Source organism: Staphylococcus sp. 231237_7MaSpsaltlick (assembly GCF_043107035.1).
Map to the genome: position 1 here is coordinate 230,321 of NZ_JBICNX010000001.1, position 19,843 is coordinate 250,163.

A 19,843-nucleotide genomic window follows, 5' to 3' on the forward strand; every position below is an offset into this window, starting at 1 on the left:
TATTATATTTTTTAAAACTACATTCCTCAAAATAAAATTGTTACCCCAATTAATAACTGTATGTTTACAACTTAACATATTTTATATTGCGTTAAATTAATTTATAGTAAAATTTCAATGACATTATTTTTATATTGCGTTAATATATTTACTTTTTAAAAATAATAAGACTTAATTTAAGAATGGTTTCATATAAATTAAAACCTTTAGCTATCACGTTCGGTCTGAATTATCCATCTATTATTAGTGCAAATAAAAAAATGACAAATTACTAACATAGTAATTTGTCATTTTTTATATTGCTTATTAAATTATGAAAGTGCTAAAAATAGAATTGTCTAAGATTGATAATTATCCATAAATATATGTTCATCAAATTCTAAGTCTTTTTCCTGCTGTTCATAAAGTTTAAATTGAGATTTATGATAAGGTTGTTGGGAATCTATTTTAATCAAGCAATAATGTCCTGCTGCATATAATTCAAAAGCTTTCTCAATAGCTAAACTTCGCTTTCCAGAAATCAAATAATTTTTTCTTTTCGTATTATAAATGTTTCTGAACATTTCATTTGCCATATCCATGACTTTACCTATAATAATGATACCTGGTGTCATTTCTAAATCTTGTGCTTCTACTTGTTTGATTATTGTAGTAAGGTGGCCAGAAATCATTTGTTCATGATAAGTAGACACATTATAAAATATTGCTATAGGGAAATCTATTTTTGTTTCTTGATATATTTGTTTTACTATTTGAGGTAGCTTTTTTATGCCCATATAAATAGCCAATGTGTCTCCGTGCATAAGACTGTGTAAATCAAGTGCCTCTACTTGACCTTTACAGTGAGAAGCAGTTGTGAAAGTAATAGCTTTAGCAACATTTCTTGCAGTTAGCCCTATACCCATTTTAGCAGCTGCAGCACTAGCTGATGTAATACCTGGTACAATTTCAAAAGGGATTCCCTGTACAGATAATGCTACGGCTTCTTCTTGAACTCTACCAAATATTGCAGGGTCGCCGCCTTTTAATCTGACTACACACGAATGGTGTCGTGCCGCTGAAATGATTTGTTCATTAATTTCACTTTGTTGTATATGTTTTTGGTAAGGTCGTTTTCCTACATCGATAATTTCACTTTCAGGTTTAGCTAATTGTAATATGAATAGGTTTACTAATCTATCATATAATATAATGTCTGCACATCTTATCAATTGCTCAGCCTTTCTTGTTAAAAGTGTTGGATCACCTGGGCCGGCACCAACAAGATACACTTTGCCTGATTCTACTAAATGCATATATAAACATCCCTATCGATAATTTCAACTTTATATACTTCTACACATCCTGTATCTGGTTCTTCCACAATGCCTGTCTTTAAGTCAATCTTTTGATCATGTAAAGGGCAATATATAAAGTCACCACTCACTGTCCCTTCCGAAAGTGGCCCTTGTTTATGAGGACAAATATTATTAACTGCATGAATTTCACCATTAGCAGTTAGAAAAATACCAATTTCATGGTCTTTAACTCTTACTTTCTTTCCGATTAATGGTGTGAGTTCATCGACGCTCGCCACCTTTACTTTGTTCGTCGCTATCATACTTTCACTTCCTCTACTTCAAATATACTTTGTGCAAATTCATTATCTACAATCTGCCTCCAAGGTTCATTACCCGCTGCTGCTTTTGCTTTCATAATACGATTAAATAATTTCTGTTGTTTTTCTTGATCTAACAATACTGCTTGCACATTTTCAAAACCTAGTCTGTTTAACCAAGGCGCTGTACGTTCAGCGTAATTTGCAGTTTCTCTATAATATTGCATCAACGCCCCACATAATAGAACTACTTCATCTTCAGTTTCCACTGTAGTTAAATGTTGGCCGACAGTTACTTCTGTACCGCCATTACCACCAATATATATTTGAAAACCATTTTCTACACCAATAACACCAAAGTCTTTAACGCCTGATTCTACACAGCTTCTTGGACATCCAGACACACCCATTTTGAACTTATGCGGTGTATCGATATACTCAAACATTTTTTCTAACCTGATTCCTAGTTGTGTTGTATGTTGTGTACCAAAACGACAAAATGATTTTCCAACACAACTTTTAACTGAACGTGTCTTTTTACCATATGCAGAAGCAGAACGCATCTCTAAATCTTCCCAGACTTGTGGCAACAACTCTTTCCTTATACCATATAAACCGATACGTTGAGAGCCTGTTACTTTCACTAGTGGTACATTATATTTTTTAGCAACTTCTCCTAAACGTATTAATTGATCTGCATCTGTAACGCCACCACGCATTTGTGGGATTACAGAGAAAGTGCCATCTTTTTGAATATTTGCATGATAACGTTCATTCGCAAATCTTGAAGCAATTTCATCTTCGTGATCAAATGGATATACCATATTTAAATAGTAATTTAATGCTGGTCTACATTTAGGGCAACCATCTTTATCTTTAAAGTTTAATTGGTTTCTTACTGCTTCAGACGACTTTAATTGTTTCGCTCTGATTTGTGTTACAATTTGATCACGTGTTAAATCTGTACATGCACATATACCTGTAGGTTTAGCAGCAATAAAGTCATCACCCAATGTATATTCTAAAATTTGACCTATTTGTCCTTTACACTTACCACATGAGTTGCCCGCTTTTGTCGTCTTTGTTACTTCTTCCACATTTGTTAATCCATTTGTTTTTATGGCTTCAATAATCTTACCTTTCGACACACCATTACATCCACAAATTGTTTCGTCGTCAGCCATATCTTCAATACTAAGTCCTACAGATTCACCGCCTTTATGCAACAGAGATACCATAGTATAATCATCGAGCAATTCTTCCTTTTTCATCATATTAAAGAAACGTGGCCCATCTTCAATGTCACCATATAATACTGCTCCGACAATTACATTATCTTTTACAAACACTTTTTTATAATGGTTTTGTTGACTATCAAAAATTTCAATACCTTTAACATCTTTGTCTTCAGTAATATATCCAGCACTATACAAATCACATCCTGAAACTTTCAATGAAGTAAACGTTGTAGATCCTTTGTAACCTGCCGTATCGCGACCTGTTAAATAATCTGCCAGAACTTTTCCTTGTTCATATAATGGAGCAACTAATCCATATACTTTACCATCATGTTCCGCACACTCACCTACAGCGAAAATATCTGAGTCACTAGTTTGCATATAATCATTTACTTGAATACCTCGATTTACCTCGAGACCACTTTCTTTAGCAACTTCTATAAATGGTCTTATCCCGACAGCCATAACTACTAAATCCGCTTCCATCGTTGTTCCATCTGATAGTTCGATACCTGTTACATCTTCATTACCTAGTATGGCACTCGTACTTGCTTGTAATTTAAAGTTCATGCCTTGCCCCTCTAGATCTTCTTTTAATAGTTCTCCTGCTTTTTTATCAAGTTGCATTTCCATTAACCACTCCGCCAAGTGAACAACAGTAACCGCCATACCTTGATCCATTAGTCCTCTAGCACATTCTAACCCCAGTAACCCTCCACCTATTACGATTGCACGTTTTTTAGATTGCGCTATTTCAATCATACGTTCAGTATCTTCAATAGTACGCCAGCCAATTACGCTTGGTAATGTTGAACCAGGTATTGGTAATACAAACGCTTTTGAACCAGTGGCAAATATACATACGTCATATTCAAATTTACATCCCGCTTTTGTTGTCACGTATTTTAAATTACGGTTAACTTCTACGACTGGATCACCCGTAACAAGTTGTATATGATTTTCTTTATACCAGTCGTAACTATTCATAATAGTTTCTTCAACTGTCATTTTCTTTTGTAAAATATTCGACAACATGATGCGGTTATAATTAGGGTATGATTCTTTACCTATTATCGTTATTTCATATTTTTCTGCTTCACGTTCTAATATTTCTTCTATCGTCCGTAGCCCTGCCATCCCGTTACCAATCATTACTAATTTTTTCTTAGTCATGTTTATCCTCCTTATAAACCTCTGTTAAATAAGCTTGTATTACCTGTGATATATGCTTCACTTTTGCACAATCGTACCCATTAGATCTCAAACAAATTTTTATATCTTCAAATTCTATCTCTAACATATTGAAAAAATCGGACTGGCGCTGATCGCTTGTATGATTGACTAGTTGATGCGCCTTTGCATCTTTTTTTATTTGGTCATTAACCTTTGAATTATCAGTAGCAGCTATAACCAACGATGCATTTTTAATATCATTTTTGTCATAACACTTTGTTAATAGCTTTACGTTAGGATGTTCAATTTCAAAAAATTCAGGTAAAAATTTTTTACTAATAATCATTACTGAACAAGCATCTTCTTTTAATATTTGCGTTAGTTTTCTATATGCAATCTTGCCTCCGCCTATAATGACAATTTGTTTGTTGGTTACATTAAGTTGAATAGGATACATTTGCTAATTCCTCAATTTCTTCTATTCTGTCTTCTATTATTGCTAAAAGCTCATTATTAAAATTAATCACATCGCTATAATAAACATGTGACGCTATATTAAATTGATTAATTTCTTTTTTTATTTTTTTTACTAAAAAGCCGTTATAAAGAAAAACTGGCACAATCAATATACCTTCACTCTTATTTAAATACTGTTCTATATATAATTGATAGCTATAATCGCCATACACTGTCATCATCTGCATAGGTATATTAAAAACATTACAGTCACGCATTAATTTATTTAATGCATAATCCGGTTCTTTATAATAAGAACTTCCATGGGCGATTAAAATAATTCTGTTTACATGGCCTACTGAAACTAAAGCATTGGCAATCCGTCTGTTAATAATATTCGACATTTCTCTATGTGTACCCAGTGGTTGTGCAATATTACTTCTAATATGTGGATAGTCACTTTTCAAGGTTCCTAAAACTGAGGGTATATCATATAAATAATGTTTTGCCGGAAACAACAACAAAGGAATGATATTAAATTCAAAAGATCCTTGTCGTATTAAATTGTTCATGACAACTCTCAAATTGTGCGTTTCACCCTCTAAAAATGCAATATGCACATGTCTGTTCTTTGACATCATCAATTGTTTTACAAATTCATAAATTATGTTGTTTTGTTTACCTTTTCGCATGCCATGAATCACTAAAATATTTTCAGCCATTTCCTCACCATCCATCTTATACTTGCATTGTAATACAAATTTAAGAACTAATGTGAATTTATTCACAAATATATATATAAATAGGGAATCCCCTTATACTTAAGATAAAAGGATTCCCTAATATATCTTTTATTAATTAATGAAAAGGTGGCATACCTAAGACTTCTTCATCAAATCTTTCAGGTATTAGCACTTTACGCATGATTACACCTAAATCTCCATCATCACTTTCATGTTCAGCATAGACTTCATAACCGCGTTTTTTATAAATATCTAATAACCATGGATGTTTACGTGCAGAAGTACCTAAAGTTACTGCAGGTGCTTTAAGAGTATCTCGTAAGAATGTTTCTTCGACATAATTTAAAAGTTTACTACCATAACCTTTACCATCATAAGACGGTTTTGTAGCAAACCACCAAACGAATGGATAATGAGAGATACGACGTTTACCTTCCCAAGGATAACGAACCGTAATTGTTGAAATAATTTCCGACTCATTTTCCAATACAAATGTCGTACTTGTAATGATATTTTTTTTGACCAAATCTACGCTTGCATTAACAGATGGCCAATCAATTCCTAACTCTCTTAATGGTGTAAATGCTTCATACATTAATTTTTGTATTGATTCTGCATCAGATTCTACCGCAACTCTTATATTATAATTAGACATGTTGTCACTCCTATCTATTGTTCGCTCATTTATCCACTAAAATATTCCTATAATAACAAACAATTTTGCAATCATATAAATACAATATGGCTTCTTAATAATTGAGTCAATCGATACGTTTTATAAACTTAAATTAAATAAAAAGCAGTGAGACAATCATCTATTCTTAATGAATAAACTTTTGTTTTCTCACTGCTCGAGAAATGCTCAATATTTAAATAACTTAATTCGTTTGCTTAGACTCAACATAAACTTTGTCATATCATATTAAAGTCACAACTAATATTTTTGTTAAAGATAAATTAATTGCTCAAGCTATCTCTTCTACCATTTAAATAAGCATATACAAGCCCAACAAAAATACCTCCACCAATATAGTTACCAATAAAGGCGAATACAGTATTTTTCAATACGTGTAACCACGCCACCGCGTCAAAATCATAAAAGATCATACCTGAATACAATCCAGCATTAAATACGACATGTTCATAGCCCATAAATACAAAAACAACTACACCACAAGCAATAAAGAATGCTCTAGATAAGCCATCCTTAAATTGGATTGACACGTAAATGCCAATATTAATAAAGAAGTTACAGAAAATGGCTTTCACTAAAATTGCGTACCACGTTGCACCAACTGTTTTACCATCTACCATTTTAATTAAACTGTTAACCATTTCTGTTGTCATGATGGGAGTAAATTTCATTAATCCAAATAATATAAGGCCACCTATAATGTTAAATAAGAAACAAACAAGCATAATTCCAAATGCTTTATTCATACCAATAATTTTATAATACCAACCGACAGTTAAATACATAAAATTACTCGTTAATAATTCAGAATGTGTTAACACAATTAGGACCAATGCTAAACTAAAAGAAATAGCTGCCATTAAATTTATTAAACCTTCATTTGTCCCAGCAAATTGCGTCTTGATACCTAACATAAATACTGTAACGATAGCTAATAAAAATCCCGACATCACTGATTTAAGTGCATAACGTCCTGGCGTTTGATTAAACATAACTTCTTTCATTTGTACTTGATTGTTTATGTTTTCAATAGTTTCATTCGACATATATGTATCTTTTATAGACTTATTATTATCTATCATTGAATTTTAAGCACCTCTCGTAATTCATTTTTAACACTTTTTCATACTAATAACCATATTATATTGCTTTCACTTGATATTTAATAGTATATCAAGCAATTTTTTTAATTTTAATTTATTGCGAGTTTTCAAAAATTATCGTAAACTTCACTTGTATAAAAAACAAACTCAAGTTTATAGTCAGGAGTTTTTACTTTGAACACACAATTTTCGGTGTCAATACATATACTAAGTTTATTAGGGACAAACAGCATACCCATGTCTAGTCAATATATTGCAGACAGTATCAATAGTAATGCTACACTTGTTAGAAAATTATGCCGTCATCTTAAAGAAGGGCATTATTTACAAAGTAGCCAAGGTGTTACTGGATATCGTTTAACATGTCCGACAGATACTATAAGATTAGGTGACTTATACCAACTTATTTTTTCTAATGCAGATCATTTCGCCAAAATCCATGGAGACAGTAATGTTGAATGTCACGTAGGTAAAAATATAAGCCACGCGCTAGATAAAATCTATACTGAAGTTGATCAATCAATAGTTAATAAACTTAATACATTTACAATTAAAGATGTTATTAACCAACTATAAAAAAGCTTGTGCAACATGCTTACAACTCATTTAATATATGGAGTGAAGCGCGTAACACAAGCGTTTTATTTTTGTGAAGGTATATAAAAATAGGCATTTTGATAATGGTAGAGTAAATGAGAACAATCAAATGGAACTCCTGTTGTTGTATAAAATACTTGTTCGTAATTTAAACAAGGGTCTCCTTCTACTAACTCCAACTTGTTAGCATCCGAGGCTTTTAATTTATCTACGGTAAAATAAATATCCGAAAAACCGATTTTAACCTTTAGGTGATTCTCTAAATAGTTAAAAATAGATTGTTCTGCGATCGATTCATTTAAAAATAGTACGATATCTTTATTAAAATATGACTGTTCATAACATAGAATATCTCCATTTACATAAACAATACGTTCTAATAAATAAACTGACACGTCGTCTTTTAATTTTAATTTTTGTCGAACACTTTCGGGTGGTGTTACTTCCTCTACTTTCAACACTTTATTTGTCACTTCAAGCCCTACAACCTCGTCACTAAAACCACCTGTAGAGAATAAATTAAGGTAACCTTCTCTTTGCTTATTACGTACATAAATACCACTACCTCGAGCTTGATATATAAATCCTCGTTTCTCAAGCACTTCTAAAGCTTTAATTACTGTACTTTTACTCACTTGGTACTGCTCTTTTAAAGTTTCAACACTTGGTAGTTTATCTCCTGCTTGAAAATGCCCTTCTTCTATAAATAAGTTAATCTTTTGCGCAATTTGTTCATACTTGAGCATATATTTACTCCTTTAAATTTTAAATTCAACTCATTATAACATGTACACGATATAAATAAACCGAACCAAATTTTTGTAAGGGTATTTACAAATTGTACCGGTATAATTATAATAGGGTTTAAATGAAACGCTTACATTATTGTAATTTATATTAAGTATATTAAGGAGCTGAAGCGTGTGGCTGATAAAAACGAGATCCTTGCACAAAATATTCTAGATGCAGTTGGTGGCGAAGAAAATATTGTCAATAGTACGCATTGTGCTACAAGATTACGTTTAGTATTAAAAAGATCTATTCCTAATGCTAAACAAAAAGTCTCTGAAATCGAAGGTGTTGTGACAGTTGTAGAAAATAACGGTCAATTCCAAGTTGTTATTGGAAATAATGTTGGTGAAGTGTTTAAATCCTTCGAAGGTCTAACCAGTGAACATCAACACGATGACGATGATAGTTCTGAGAATAAAGGTTCAATACTTAACAGAGTTATTGCAACCATGTCTGCAGTATTTGCCCCGTTCATCTATATTTTAGCTGCAGCAGGTATTTTACAAGGTTTATTGATTGTCATAAATCTTATTATTCCATCATTCAAAGACACAGGGACTTATGAAGTATTTAACTTTATGTCCTGGGCACCTTTCACTTTTTTACCAATATTTATTGCTATGACGGCTGCTAGACATTTCAATGTAAATGTTTATATTGCTGTCGCTTGTACTGCTGCACTTGTTAGCCCAGATTTAACTAATATGATAGAAAGAATACAGGATGGAGAAGCAATCAAACTATTCGGTATTCCATTAACAGAAACAAGTTACACGTCTTCTGTGTTACCACCACTTTTCTTAGTATGGATATTATCTTATGTTGAAAAATATTTGAATAAATGGATTCATGATGTTGTTAAACCCTTATTCACACCATTTTTAAGTATTGTCATCATGGTACCAGTTACATTACTAGTTATAGGGCCTATCACTACAATCGCTGCACATGGTATTGCCGGAGGTTTTAATTATCTTGTAGACGTTGCGCCATGGTTAGCAGGAGCCCTTATTGGCGGTTTATGGCAAGTATTTGTGATTTTCGGAGTACACTGGGGGATTACACCTATGGTATTAGCTAACTTTGAACAGCATCAAAGTGACGCTTTCCAAGCATTCCAGACAATTGCCGTAATTTCACAAATTGGTGCTGTTATAGGAGTATTAATTAAGGCAAAACGTACAGAAATTAAGCGTGTAGCTTCATCGGCAGGTATTACCGGCATCTTCGGTATTACTGAACCATCAATGTATGGTATAAATTTACGCTTCAAAAAGCCGTTTATTATCGCATGTATAAGCGGTGCAATTGGTGCTTTTATCGCTAGTTTCTTTAACCCTAAATATTATGCATATGCTGGCTTACCAGGACCAATTACAATCGTTAATGGTTATAGTGCTGATAATCCTTCATCAATTTGGGGAATTATCATCGGATCGACGATTGCTATACTTTTACCAATTATTTTAATTCAATTTTTAGGATACGGAGATGATACAACAGAAGAAGTAGAAAATAATGCATCTTCCCCGCTTAATGCAGAAAGTACAGAGCACCCTCTAGAAACGATTGTCTACGCTCCTATTGATGGACAAGTGGTATCACTTTCAGAAGTTAATGACCCTATATTTGCTGAAGGTATGATGGGAAAAGGTATAGCCATTAAACCAGAAGATCAAACAATTCATGCACCTTTCGATGGTGTTGTGAGCATGGTTGCGGCCAGTAAACATGCTATAGGAATCACTTCTTCAACAGGGGTAGAACTATTGATTCACGTTGGTTTAGATACTGTTCAATTAAATGGAGAAGGCTTCGAAGTTTTAATTAATGAAAATGATTCATTACAACAAGGACAACCAATATTGAAATTCGATAAAGTATTACTTGATTCAAAAGATTATGACAGCATTATTCCTGTCATTATTACTAATTCAGCTGAATTTAGTGAAATTATAACAACAACAGAATCACAAATAGTAACAAACAATGAACTACTCACTATCATTAATAAATAATAATCTATTAGGAGGCAATTAAAATGACGAAATTACCAAAAGATTTTTTATGGGGTGGCGCTCTCGCTGCCAATCAATTTGAAGGTGGCTATAATCAAGACGGTAAAGGGCTAAGTGTCATAGATGTTATGACAGGCGGCGCCCATGGCAAAGCACGTGAAATCACTCAAGATGTTGAGCCTGACAAATATTATCCGAATCATATTGGTATCGACTTTTATAATCGCTACAAAGAAGATATTGCTCTATTTAATGAAATGGGGCTGAAGTGCTTACGTACTTCAATTGCTTGGTCACGTATTTTCCCTAACGGCGATGAAAGCGAACCAAATGAAGCAGGTTTAAAATTTTATGATGATTTATTTGATGAATTGTTAAAATATGGTATTGAACCTATCATCACATTATCTCACTTTGAAATGCCGTTACATCTAGCACGTGAATATGGTGGTTTTAGAAATAGAAAAGTAGCAGACTTCTTTGCCCACTTTGCCGAAACAGTATTTACACGTTATAAAGATAAAGTTAAATATTGGATGACATTTAATGAGATTAATAACCAAATGGATACAGACAATCCTATTTTCTTATGGACCAATTCAGGAGTAATTATAGAAGAAGAAGAAAATCCTGAAGAGGTTTTATATCAAGTGGCCCATAATGAACTTATAGCTAGTGCAAAAGCCGTTAAAATTGGTAAAGAAATCAATCCAAATTTTGAAATTGGTTTAATGATTTCTCATGTTGCAATTTACCCTTATTCTTCAAATCCTGAAGATATGATGGAAGCGGTAAAAGCAAACCGCCTACGCTTTTTCTTCCCTGATGTGCAAGTGCGTGGTTATTATCCAAGTTACGCGAACAAAATGCTGACACGTAAAGGTTACGATATAGGTTGGCAAGACGGTGATGAACAAATTTTAAGTGAAGGTACAGTGGATTACATTGGCTTCAGTTATTACATGAGTACAGTAGTTAAACACGATGCTGAATCATACACAGGTGAAAATGTTACCAATGGCGGTTTAGCAAATTCAGTAGATAACCCTTATATTCAACAAAGTGATTGGGGTTGGGCAATTGACCCTACAGGTTTACGCTATACGTTGAATATATTATATGACCGCTATCAACTTCCATTATTTATAGTAGAAAACGGTTTTGGGGCAGTAGACGAGATAGATCATAATGGTCAAATTATTGATACGTATCGTATTGAGTATTTGAAAGCACATATAGATGCTGCTATTGCTGCTGTTGACGAAGATGGCGTTGACCTTATAGGCTATACACCTTGGGGTATTATTGATATTATTTCATTTACTACAGGTGAAATGAAGAAACGCTATGGTTTAATATACGTAGACAGAGATAATGAAGGTAATGGTACGTTAGAAAGAAAGAAAAAAGCATCCTTTGATTGGTATCGTAAAGTCATTGAAACAAATGGCGAATCATTAGATTAAAGCTAAATATCATCATTGTGAGAAATGGTCCGGAACATAAATATATGTCTCGGACCATTTCTTATTATTGTTTAAACTTGCTTAACACGTGTAATCCATAGGCAAAAATACCGTACCCAGCCAATGTACGTACTACCCATTTCAAAGTTTGATTGGGGACTAATTTTTCAGTTGCTATGATAGCTGGCACAAAAGTGCTAAATGAATATAATCCAAGCACTTTAATATATCGTTTTTTCATTAGACACACCTCTTTTCACTTTCTATTATATCTAAAAAAGTTGTGTTATAACTGCGCCATTTCTAACATTTCTTTGACGTTTTATACTTCTAATTATTTTCCACTAGTATTGCCAAATTATCAAAAGTGCTATTCATACCTTCTTCAACGCCCATGTCTAACAACTGTTGTGCAGCTTTAGGGTCGGGTAATTCAGCAGTAGATTGAATCGTTGTAGTACCATTATCGTTTTCAGTGATATGAATGATATTGTGCATACCTGCCATCTTTTTATCTATATTTCCATCTTTATCAGCAAAGTAATCATTATAGTCGATTTTTTTAGGTTCAACGACTTCATTATAATGTGTCACTGTATAACTTGTTCCTTGGGGCGCATGGATTGCAAAAAATGCATCACCGCCTGTTTGTACATCATATTTATATACTTCTGTGGTAGCGCCTTGAGGGTGAAACCATTTTACAAACAATGATTGATCCGTATAAGCGTTAAAAATTTGTTGGGCTGTTGCTTTAAAGTTTCGCGTATAAATAATTTTATTTTCGTCTATTTGAATACTCATTTAAGATTCTCCTTCATTCATAATGATATATGACGTTATGGATTTAACTTTAGCATCTTTACGATGACTTTCAAATTTAAAAATGTCTGTAAAATAAACTATTGAACCATCTTGTGCTATTTGTGTTCCATGTATTGCCCCTACCTTTCCATGCGAAATATTATCCTTCACCTCTAAAGAAGCAATATTAATTTTATGATCTTCAAGTTCTTTATAAAAATCATCAAAACCTTCTAATTTGAAGCTACCCGGCACTTCCCAAACAAAATCATTGGTAACTATATTTGATAATTTCTTCTTATCAACTGTCGCTGAAGCAATTAAAAATGTTAACATTGTCCTCCTCTTTGGCGCATTATCGCAGGACAAATCACCTGTTAATTCAAATGGAACTTCAAAATTCGTTTCGTTTTTAAAATTTAAATTATGTGCTTTTAATGCTTCCTCAAGCAGTTCAATTGCTTTAGGACCAATTCCATGAATGCCTAGTAATACGGTACGTTCATATTTAGATACCGCTTCTAATGACTTCACGCCTATATTATGCAAAGCATTTGTTGCTGGTTTTCCTATATTTGGTAAACCTGTGGGCATACCATCGACCTCCCCTTTTACGCTTACTATACCCAAATTAAAAACAATTAAATTTTATTCTCGCTATCTTATATTAAAAGATAGTTGACAAACAAAATTTTCTTCACTATCTTATATAATAAGATAGTGAAAAGAGGGATGCCATGTCAGTTTCAAATCAAATGATGAAAGGATTGTTGGACGGCGCCATTTTAGGTCTAATTTCTCAAGGAGAAACTTATGGCTATGAAATTTTAGATAAATTGAAAGCTCAACAATTTCCTGAAATCAGTGATGGGAGTATCTATCCTGTACTATTAAGATTAAGTAAAAAAGGGTATGTAACTTCAATTTCAAAAAAATCAAATACGGGTGGCCCAAAACGTAAATACTATAACATTACAGAAGAAGGTAAAGTTGAATTAGCTAACTTTATTTATAAATGGAATTATTTAAATAATGGAATGAACAATTTGATGAGGAGTGTTAATGATGTTGAGTAAAAGAGCAGAAGATTTCTTATTAAAATTAAGAATAGAATTATTATTTCGCGGAAAAAATGAAGATGAGGTAAATACAATTGAAGAGGAATTACGAGACCATATTACAATTGCTGAAGAGAATAATGAAAATATCGACTCTCTATTAAACACACCTATCAAGTCTTACGCAGACAAATTCTCAACACATTTAAATATGACACAAGGTTTGTTCAAATATATTTTATATTTCATATCCTTCATGTTTATTATGACGACAATACCTAGAATGTTAGATAATTCATTTCAGTTAACGATTGCTTTAATTTGTTATTTCCTTTTTATTTTTTTAGGATCATTTATCTTTATTTTATTCTTTGTCAAAAAATTAATTATGCGCTGGGGAGACAGTAAAATAACTTATACTATTGTTGGAATTTCATCTGTAGCTATTTTTGGTATATATATATTAAGTGAATATTTATTACGAAACTACCCACTTTATATAATTTGGTCACCTAATCAGACAACTAATTTTACCCTTGGGCTAATACTTTTATTATTAACAATGCTGACTTGCTTTATTTTAAAACAAAAATTTTACGCTGGTCTTATACTATTGTTATGTATACCCAATCTGATTGGTACGCTTTTTACAGGCGGTGACTTTACGAACAAAAACTATGTAATTATTTCTTCAATTATCTTATTGATTATAACTTGGAGTTTTATCATTTATACAATTATCAAATATTATCGCGAAAGAGAATCAAATGACACGAACCAATCATAAGTATGAGTGACATACTACAAAGTTGAACCATACCCCAGCCAAGCATGCACAGTCAAAATCGTATGATATGTATATAAAAAGGACTAATCCGTTTTAAAATGGATTAGTCCTTTACTTGAAGAATAGGCTTTATATCTAAGTCACACTCTACTATATTTAAAAACTGTATTAGTCTTCTAAAGCAAATTCTAAACTTACTTGGAATAATACATCTTTACCAATCATAACGCCACCTGTTTCAAGTGCTTGGTTAAATGTAATTCCGTATTTTTCACGATTAATTTTACCATTAACGATAAATCCAGCTGTTGTAGCACCATTTAATGGATTTTTACTTTGGCCTTCATATGATAAATCAAAAGTTTCTTCATTTGTTACACCTTTAATCGTTACATTACCTGTAACAGATGAACTATCCGCTTTTGTTAATTCAAATTTAATTTCAGGATAGTTTTCAACATCTAAGAAATCTCCACTACGTAAATGGCCGTCACGATCTTCTACACGTGTATCAATTGAATTAGCATTGATAGTGAAATCACCTGATAATGAACTTAAATCATTTAAGTCACCATCTAAATTTGCATCAAATTCTGTAAATCTACCTTTAATATTAGATATCATTAAATGTTTAACCGAAAATTCAACTACTGAATGTGCTGGGTCAAAATTAAATTTTGTCATTATAAATATACCTCCAAAGTATTTGAGTTTTTATGATATACTAATTATATCAACTATATAATATATATCAACCATAAAACCTTATTTTCTTTGTTACTTTAAATTTTATTCCCTTTAAACTAAAATTCATGCATTCAAAATATAAAATTTAAACGTAGGGATAATGGTTTTTAGTGCGCCAACATCTCTTCTTTGATTTCAGTTTTCGTTAATTTTTCAGGGTAATACGTTGGCCAGTTATCTAGTTCTTTCAACACTTTATCTTTATCATCGCCTGTAAATATATGGAAATGTTCTGTCTTCTTAGGTGCTATATTATGATCGCTGAACTGAACGTATTTTGGTAAATCTTTATTATTATCTTCTAATTTATATGTGTATCTAACGCCTCTATTACCTTTTTCATATTTCAAAATGTCTTTACCATCGTAACTATACTTTCCAGTTATATCTTTACCATTTTTGTTAAATGTAATTGTATCATCAGTAATTTTTATCTTATCTACATCTGTTTTATAACCTTTATCGTAGTATTCCTTATATTCTTTAGCAGTCATAGAATCATCATCTTTAGCTTTATGTTTCATCACTTCGTCTAGAGTGCCATCTTTAAGATAAGGATAAACTGATTGCCACTCTCCTTTATAATCAGATAATGCTCTATCTTTAACTTGTTTATCTTTAAAATAACCATCAGAAATAGCCTTATCATGTTTCGCTTCATGCTTATCATCATCACTATGGATATTGTCACTTAATGCTTTATCAATATTTTTAATATTTTCTTTCATTAGTTTTTGATAAGTTAAATTATCATCTTTTTGCTGTTCTTTATTCAATGATTCCATATTATAGAATTTTAATGGTTTCGCTGATGTTTCTTTTCTTATAGTATCTGTCACTTTATTAGATACATTATCTTCGTATAATATATATTTGGCACCTGATTCTTTGATTTCTTTGACAATTTTAGTAAGTGCTTTTTGTGATGGGTCTTCTGCATTCATATTCTGAACGCCTTTTTGAACAAAGCCATATCTATCAGCTAGATAACCAATAGATTCATGTGAAATAAATACAGTGTTGCCCTGCTTCTTACTACTAGTTTCTTTCATCTTCTCATCTATGTTTTTTAATTCATCATTTAATTTATTGTAATTTTTTTCATAATACTTCTTGTTATCAGGATCTTTTTTAATCAATTCATCTTTAATTGCTTTTGCAAAAACTTGATCATATTTAGGGTCTAACCAAACATGTGGATCATATCCACCATGATGATGGTGTTCACCCTGTTCGTGTTCATGCTCCTCTTCATGTTCAGATTCACCGTGACTATGTTGATCAGTGAGCAATTGTGATTTGTCTAATTTATTTTCTAAAGATAATTTCTTGTCATCTTTTTTAATTGTAGCTGCAACTTTTTTGGCAACTGGATCTAAATTATCACCAGTATATACGAATAAATCTGCTTTTGAAGCGTTTATAATATCTTTTTGCGTTGGTTCATAACTATGTAAATCTGTACCTGCTGGATAGATAGAATTAACTTCTACATGTTTCCCACCAATTTCTTCTGCAAAAGATTTTAAAGGAAAAACAGTCGTATTAACTTTTATTTTTTCGCTTCCTTTATTAGACTCTGCGTTACCACATCCTGCTAACACCATTACTAAAGCTATCATGCTAAACATGATATATGTATATTTTTTCATTTCTAAACCCCCAAATAGTAATTGTTACGATTTATAATTATAAGCTTCTTTTTTCTAAAGTGCAATAGCAAACAGGGAATTAATCGTAACATTTACGATTTAAAAAATATTAAAAAAAGCGGCATAACAATAACTTATGTTTTCTAATAAGTTTGGTTATGCCGCTCCTACTAAATAAGTCTATATTAGTAATTCATAGAATATTTATATTTAGTAATGTCCTCCAACTACAGTAAAACACTACTGATGAAGTTCTTATTATAAATAACTATGATTCACTGTATCATGCATATATAAGCCAAGATTATTTATCTAATAATTTTTTATAATTTTTATATTTATAAGGATCTTCTAATTTTTCACCGGCGACATATACAGTTGGCGCTGTCTCAACATGATGTTCTTTAGCTTGTTGTTGATCTTTCTTTGCAGCTTTCCAAGATTTACTGTCTGGCGTTGTGTATTCATTTTTAATTTTATTTTTCATATCTTGGTTTATCGGTAATTTATCTATTTGATTATCTACTAATGATTTATTAATCCATTCCTTTTCAGAATCTGGCTGCTGCTCAAACATTAACTTTTGAAATGTTAAATATTGATCAGGTGCAACGTGCTTAACCGCGTGACCAGCTCTTGAACCTATAATAGAGTCATCACCTAAAAATGCCATATTTACAAATTGGTAGTCTACCTTGTCTTTATCGATGTAATCCTTTTTTAATTTAGGCATTACATTAGTTTCTACTTTTTTACAATATGGACATTTAAAATCACCATATTCGATTATTTTAATTTTGCCATTTTCATCTGTTTTATCATCTTTATGTACATGTTGATCACTTGAACATGCTGTGACTAATATCATAATAGCTACTAATCCTATACTTAACCATAACTTTCTCATATTCCTATTAGTACACCTCTAACTCGTTCTTGTATTATTGGTTATTCTTCAAGATCCATATTCTCTTCTTTATAGTCTGGTTCATTTTTATGCAAATAACCTTTAGTATTAAAGTTCTTTACATATTTTGCTTTTCCATCTTCAAACTTATAAGTAAAATAATGAATTTCCGCATCATTTTTTAATGGTTTATAAGCGATTGTAACGTATCTCCCTTTTTCATTAACGTAAATATTGGCGTCTTTTTTATCGAATTTACGCTCGACGTCACCTTTATGTTGTTTAGCAAGATTTTTTTGATATTGCTGTTGCTTATTTACTGCTTTATCTATTTTATCAGCATATTTTCCACTGCTACATCCAGCAAGTACTAGTCCAAATATAGCAAGTAAAATCAATAACTTTTTCATAGTATGAAACTCACTCCTAAAACCTATCCATTTATCCATTCCAAGTAGATAGTTTAATATACATTATCACCGTAAATCATATCATACACCGATTATATAAAATATACTATATTAATTTGCAATTAAACACATGACTTCATCGCAAATATATGCGTAGCAAAATTTATGTTATTCAACAATACTTTTGATATAATGAATATGTATCACCCAACTTATTATTAAGATATTGTCGTTTAAGGAGGCAAAAACAATGTTATTTGTGAAGATTACTCCTGAAGAGTTTGAAAAATTCACACACAAACACTTTTCACACTATACCCAAACACGTATAAATTATGAAGCTCAACAACAAGCTCATTTATTAGGCGTTAAAAATGACGATGGGAATGTTATTGCTGCAGGTATGTTTACAGAGGCACGCGCTCTTAAATTTTTTAAATACTTTTATAGTCAACGTGGTCCCATACTCGATTATTCCGATATTTCATTAGTTAATTTCTTTTTTAAATCACTAACTCATTACTTAAAACAACATAATTGTCTTTATGTCTTACTTGATCCATATATTTTAGAAAATTTAAGAAATGCTGATGGTGAAATATTACGGTCTTATGATAATAGAATGCTAATACGTACTTTAAACCAATTAGGATATCAACACCAAGGGCTACCTGTAGGCTATTCCAAAACAAGCCAGATTCGTTGGTTATCTGTACTTGATTTAAAAGATAAATCAGAACAGCAGCTTTTAAAAGAAATGGATTATCAAACACGACGTAACATCAAAAAAACTGAAGAAATGGGTGTTAAAGTACGTCAATTACCTATCGATGAAACAAGTCGTTTTTTCAAACTATTTCACATGGCTGAAGAAAAACATGGCTTTAGTTTTAGAAATCAGCAATATTTTGAACAATTACAAAAAGACTATCAGGAGTATGCCTCTATACAATTAGCGTATATTGATTTGAATGAATATAAGGATGATTTAATTAAAAAGTTAGATTCACTACACAGCCAGTTGAAAGATGCAGAAGTTGCATTAGAAGAGAGTCCAAATTCTAAAAAACAAAAAACGAAACGAACACAACTCATGCAGCAAATCACTAGCCTACAGCGTAAAATTAATGATACAGAAACTACTATTGCATCAGATGGTTCAATATTAGACTTAGCTGCTGCCATATATATTTATAATGATTACGAAGTATATTATTTATCCAGTGGTTCAAATCCAACATACAATGCCTATATGGGTGCTTATAAATTACAATGGGAAATGATAAAGTTCGCTAAAGCACATGGTATTGAGCGCTATAATTTTTATGGTATCACCGGTGATTTTAGTGATACCGCAATTGATTACGGTGTACAGCAATTTAAAAAAGGATTTAACGCGCACGTTGAAGAATATATCGGTGACTTTGTAAAACCTGTCAGACCTGTATTATACAAATTGGGTAAATTAATTGGTAAATTATAACAAACACATATGAAATAACCAAATCTATAAAAACACCCATTCATTCTATTAGCTATGTACTGCTTAAAGGTTAGGCTTGAAAGCCAACTTTTAGCTACATGCTAAAGTAATGAATGGG

Annotated in this window: 21 protein-coding genes; 6 read left to right on the plus strand and 15 right to left on the minus strand. The window is 31.9% G+C overall.

Going from position 1 to position 19,843, the window contains the following annotated elements; genetic code table 11:
• Nucleotides 1–338: 338 nt before the first annotated feature.
• From cobA to ACF91D_RS01180, 7 genes are all read right to left on the minus strand, one after another.
• On the minus strand, nt 339–1,295 hold the full coding sequence (gene cobA / locus ACF91D_RS01150; RefSeq protein ID WP_327620741.1) for a uroporphyrinogen-III C-methyltransferase: 957 nt from the start codon (nt 1,293–1,295) through the stop codon (nt 339–341).
• Nucleotides 1,286–1,600: a nitrite reductase small subunit NirD gene (nirD, locus tag ACF91D_RS01155; protein ID WP_039067297.1), complete on the minus strand. Its 315-nt coding sequence runs from the start codon at nt 1,598–1,600 to the stop codon at nt 1,286–1,288. The genes cobA and nirD overlap by 10 nt, the downstream gene beginning before the upstream one ends.
• Complete coding sequence (gene nirB / locus ACF91D_RS01160; RefSeq protein ID WP_101093862.1) at nt 1,597–4,008, minus strand: nitrite reductase large subunit NirB; 2,412 nt, start codon at nt 4,006–4,008, stop codon at nt 1,597–1,599. Before nirB ends, nirD begins: the two co-directional genes overlap by 4 nt.
• Nucleotides 4,001–4,465 (minus strand): precorrin-2 dehydrogenase/sirohydrochlorin ferrochelatase family protein, encoded by a 465-nt coding sequence (locus ACF91D_RS01165; protein ID WP_107549827.1) that lies wholly within the window; start codon nt 4,463–4,465, stop codon nt 4,001–4,003. Before ACF91D_RS01165 ends, nirB begins: the two co-directional genes overlap by 8 nt.
• On the minus strand, nt 4,446–5,186 hold the full coding sequence (locus ACF91D_RS01170) for a sirohydrochlorin chelatase (RefSeq protein WP_327620742.1): 741 nt from the start codon (nt 5,184–5,186) through the stop codon (nt 4,446–4,448). The genes ACF91D_RS01165 and ACF91D_RS01170 overlap by 20 nt, the downstream gene beginning before the upstream one ends.
• 136 nt (nt 5,187–5,322) lie before the next feature.
• Nucleotides 5,323–5,862 (minus strand): GNAT family N-acetyltransferase, encoded by a 540-nt coding sequence (locus ACF91D_RS01175; protein WP_101049846.1) that lies wholly within the window; start codon nt 5,860–5,862, stop codon nt 5,323–5,325.
• Nucleotides 5,863–6,164: 302 nt separating this feature from the next.
• On the minus strand, nt 6,165–6,983 hold the full coding sequence (locus ACF91D_RS01180) for a formate/nitrite transporter family protein (RefSeq protein WP_327620743.1): 819 nt from the start codon (nt 6,981–6,983) through the stop codon (nt 6,165–6,167).
• 195 nt (nt 6,984–7,178) lie between these two features.
• On the opposite strand from ACF91D_RS01180, the gene ACF91D_RS01185 reads away from it, so the two are divergent.
• Nucleotides 7,179–7,580, plus strand: coding sequence for an Rrf2 family transcriptional regulator (locus ACF91D_RS01185; RefSeq protein ID WP_069792329.1), 402 nt, complete (start codon nt 7,179–7,181; stop codon nt 7,578–7,580).
• Between the two features lie 65 nt (nt 7,581–7,645).
• Here ACF91D_RS01185 and ACF91D_RS01190 read toward each other — a convergent pair whose 3' ends face one another.
• The gene (locus tag ACF91D_RS01190) at nt 7,646–8,347 is read right to left on the minus strand and encodes a GntR family transcriptional regulator (RefSeq protein ID WP_327620744.1); all 702 of its coding nucleotides are present in this window, start codon (nt 8,345–8,347) and stop codon (nt 7,646–7,648) included.
• 177 nt (nt 8,348–8,524) lie between these two features.
• Between ACF91D_RS01190 and ACF91D_RS01195 the strand changes: the two genes are divergently transcribed.
• Both ACF91D_RS01195 and ACF91D_RS01200 read left to right on the plus strand, forming a co-directional pair.
• A complete protein-coding gene (locus ACF91D_RS01195) occupies nt 8,525–10,411 on the plus strand; it encodes a beta-glucoside-specific PTS transporter subunit IIABC (protein ID WP_107548637.1) in 1,887 nt (628 codons plus the stop codon).
• 23 nt (nt 10,412–10,434) lie between these two features.
• On the plus strand, nt 10,435–11,877 hold the full coding sequence (locus ACF91D_RS01200) for a 6-phospho-beta-glucosidase (protein ID WP_069792326.1): 1,443 nt from the start codon (nt 10,435–10,437) through the stop codon (nt 11,875–11,877).
• Nucleotides 11,878–11,941: 64 nt separating this feature from the next.
• Here ACF91D_RS01200 and ACF91D_RS01205 read toward each other — a convergent pair whose 3' ends face one another.
• From ACF91D_RS01205 to ACF91D_RS01215, 3 genes are all read right to left on the minus strand, one after another.
• Entirely contained in the window at nt 11,942–12,118 is a 177-nt protein-coding gene (locus ACF91D_RS01205) for a hypothetical protein (protein WP_176723088.1), read from the minus strand.
• 89 nt (nt 12,119–12,207) lie between these two features.
• The gene (locus ACF91D_RS01210; RefSeq protein WP_069792325.1) at nt 12,208–12,681 is read right to left on the minus strand and encodes an SRPBCC family protein; all 474 of its coding nucleotides are present in this window, start codon (nt 12,679–12,681) and stop codon (nt 12,208–12,210) included.
• Nucleotides 12,682–13,275 carry a helix-hairpin-helix domain-containing protein gene (locus ACF91D_RS01215; protein ID WP_039067311.1) on the minus strand — a complete coding sequence of 198 codons (594 nt, stop codon included), beginning with the start codon at nt 13,273–13,275 and terminating at the stop codon, nt 12,682–12,684.
• 143 nt (nt 13,276–13,418) lie between these two features.
• On the opposite strand from ACF91D_RS01215, the gene ACF91D_RS01220 reads away from it, so the two are divergent.
• The gene (locus ACF91D_RS01220; RefSeq protein ID WP_039067312.1) at nt 13,419–13,757 is read left to right on the plus strand and encodes a PadR family transcriptional regulator; all 339 of its coding nucleotides are present in this window, start codon (nt 13,419–13,421) and stop codon (nt 13,755–13,757) included.
• Complete coding sequence (locus ACF91D_RS01225) at nt 13,747–14,526, plus strand: hypothetical protein (RefSeq protein ID WP_039067313.1); 780 nt, start codon at nt 13,747–13,749, stop codon at nt 14,524–14,526. The genes ACF91D_RS01220 and ACF91D_RS01225 overlap by 11 nt, the downstream gene beginning before the upstream one ends.
• Nucleotides 14,527–14,694: 168 nt before the next feature.
• Here ACF91D_RS01225 and ACF91D_RS01230 read toward each other — a convergent pair whose 3' ends face one another.
• From ACF91D_RS01230 to ACF91D_RS01245, 4 genes are all read right to left on the minus strand, one after another.
• Nucleotides 14,695–15,210: a YceI family protein gene (locus tag ACF91D_RS01230; protein ID WP_039067315.1), complete on the minus strand. Its 516-nt coding sequence runs from the start codon at nt 15,208–15,210 to the stop codon at nt 14,695–14,697.
• Between the two features lie 170 nt (nt 15,211–15,380).
• Nucleotides 15,381–16,925 (minus strand): zinc ABC transporter substrate-binding lipoprotein AdcA, encoded by a 1,545-nt coding sequence (adcA, locus tag ACF91D_RS01235; protein ID WP_327620745.1) that lies wholly within the window; start codon nt 16,923–16,925, stop codon nt 15,381–15,383.
• Between the two features lie 304 nt (nt 16,926–17,229).
• Nucleotides 17,230–17,832, minus strand: a complete 603-nt coding sequence (locus ACF91D_RS01240) for a DsbA family protein (RefSeq protein ID WP_107549822.1) — start codon at nt 17,830–17,832, stop codon at nt 17,230–17,232.
• A gap of 41 nt (nt 17,833–17,873) precedes the next feature.
• Complete coding sequence (locus ACF91D_RS01245) at nt 17,874–18,242, minus strand: cystatin-like fold lipoprotein (RefSeq protein ID WP_039067321.1); 369 nt, start codon at nt 18,240–18,242, stop codon at nt 17,874–17,876.
• 250 nt (nt 18,243–18,492) lie between these two features.
• On the opposite strand from ACF91D_RS01245, the gene ACF91D_RS01250 reads away from it, so the two are divergent.
• Nucleotides 18,493–19,725: an aminoacyltransferase gene (locus tag ACF91D_RS01250; RefSeq protein WP_101049856.1), complete on the plus strand. Its 1,233-nt coding sequence runs from the start codon at nt 18,493–18,495 to the stop codon at nt 19,723–19,725.
• Nucleotides 19,726–19,843: the final 118 nt, after the last annotated feature.

Coding starts and splice junctions, on each gene's coding strand:
- cobA (WP_327620741.1), bottom strand. CDS start 1,295: ATGCATTTAGTAGAATCAGGCAAAGTGTATCTTGTTGGTGCCGGCCCA.
- nirD (WP_039067297.1), bottom strand. CDS start 1,600: ATGATAGCGACGAACAAAGTAAAGGTGGCGAGCGTCGATGAACTCACA.
- nirB (WP_101093862.1), bottom strand. CDS start 4,008: ATGACTAAGAAAAAATTAGTAATGATTGGTAACGGGATGGCAGGGCTA.
- ACF91D_RS01165 (WP_107549827.1), bottom strand. CDS start 4,465: ATGTATCCTATTCAACTTAATGTAACCAACAAACAAATTGTCATTATA.
- ACF91D_RS01170 (WP_327620742.1), bottom strand. CDS start 5,186: ATGGCTGAAAATATTTTAGTGATTCATGGCATGCGAAAAGGTAAACAA.
- ACF91D_RS01175 (WP_101049846.1), bottom strand. CDS start 5,862: ATGTCTAATTATAATATAAGAGTTGCGGTAGAATCTGATGCAGAATCA.
- ACF91D_RS01180 (WP_327620743.1), bottom strand. CDS start 6,983: ATGATAGATAATAATAAGTCTATAAAAGATACATATATGTCGAATGAA.
- ACF91D_RS01190 (WP_327620744.1), bottom strand. CDS start 8,347: ATGCTCAAGTATGAACAAATTGCGCAAAAGATTAACTTATTTATAGAA.
- ACF91D_RS01200 (WP_069792326.1), top strand. CDS start 10,435: ATGACGAAATTACCAAAAGATTTTTTATGGGGTGGCGCTCTCGCTGCC.
- ACF91D_RS01205 (WP_176723088.1), bottom strand. CDS start 12,118: ATGAAAAAACGATATATTAAAGTGCTTGGATTATATTCATTTAGCACT.
- ACF91D_RS01210 (WP_069792325.1), bottom strand. CDS start 12,681: ATGAGTATTCAAATAGACGAAAATAAAATTATTTATACGCGAAACTTT.
- ACF91D_RS01215 (WP_039067311.1), bottom strand. CDS start 13,275: ATGCCCACAGGTTTACCAAATATAGGAAAACCAGCAACAAATGCTTTG.
- ACF91D_RS01220 (WP_039067312.1), top strand. CDS start 13,419: ATGTCAGTTTCAAATCAAATGATGAAAGGATTGTTGGACGGCGCCATT.
- ACF91D_RS01225 (WP_039067313.1), top strand. CDS start 13,747: ATGTTGAGTAAAAGAGCAGAAGATTTCTTATTAAAATTAAGAATAGAA.
- ACF91D_RS01230 (WP_039067315.1), bottom strand. CDS start 15,210: ATGACAAAATTTAATTTTGACCCAGCACATTCAGTAGTTGAATTTTCG.
- adcA (WP_327620745.1), bottom strand. CDS start 16,925: ATGAAAAAATATACATATATCATGTTTAGCATGATAGCTTTAGTAATG.
- ACF91D_RS01240 (WP_107549822.1), bottom strand. CDS start 17,832: ATGAGAAAGTTATGGTTAAGTATAGGATTAGTAGCTATTATGATATTA.
- ACF91D_RS01245 (WP_039067321.1), bottom strand. CDS start 18,242: ATGAAAAAGTTATTGATTTTACTTGCTATATTTGGACTAGTACTTGCT.
- ACF91D_RS01250 (WP_101049856.1), top strand. CDS start 18,493: ATGTTATTTGTGAAGATTACTCCTGAAGAGTTTGAAAAATTCACACAC.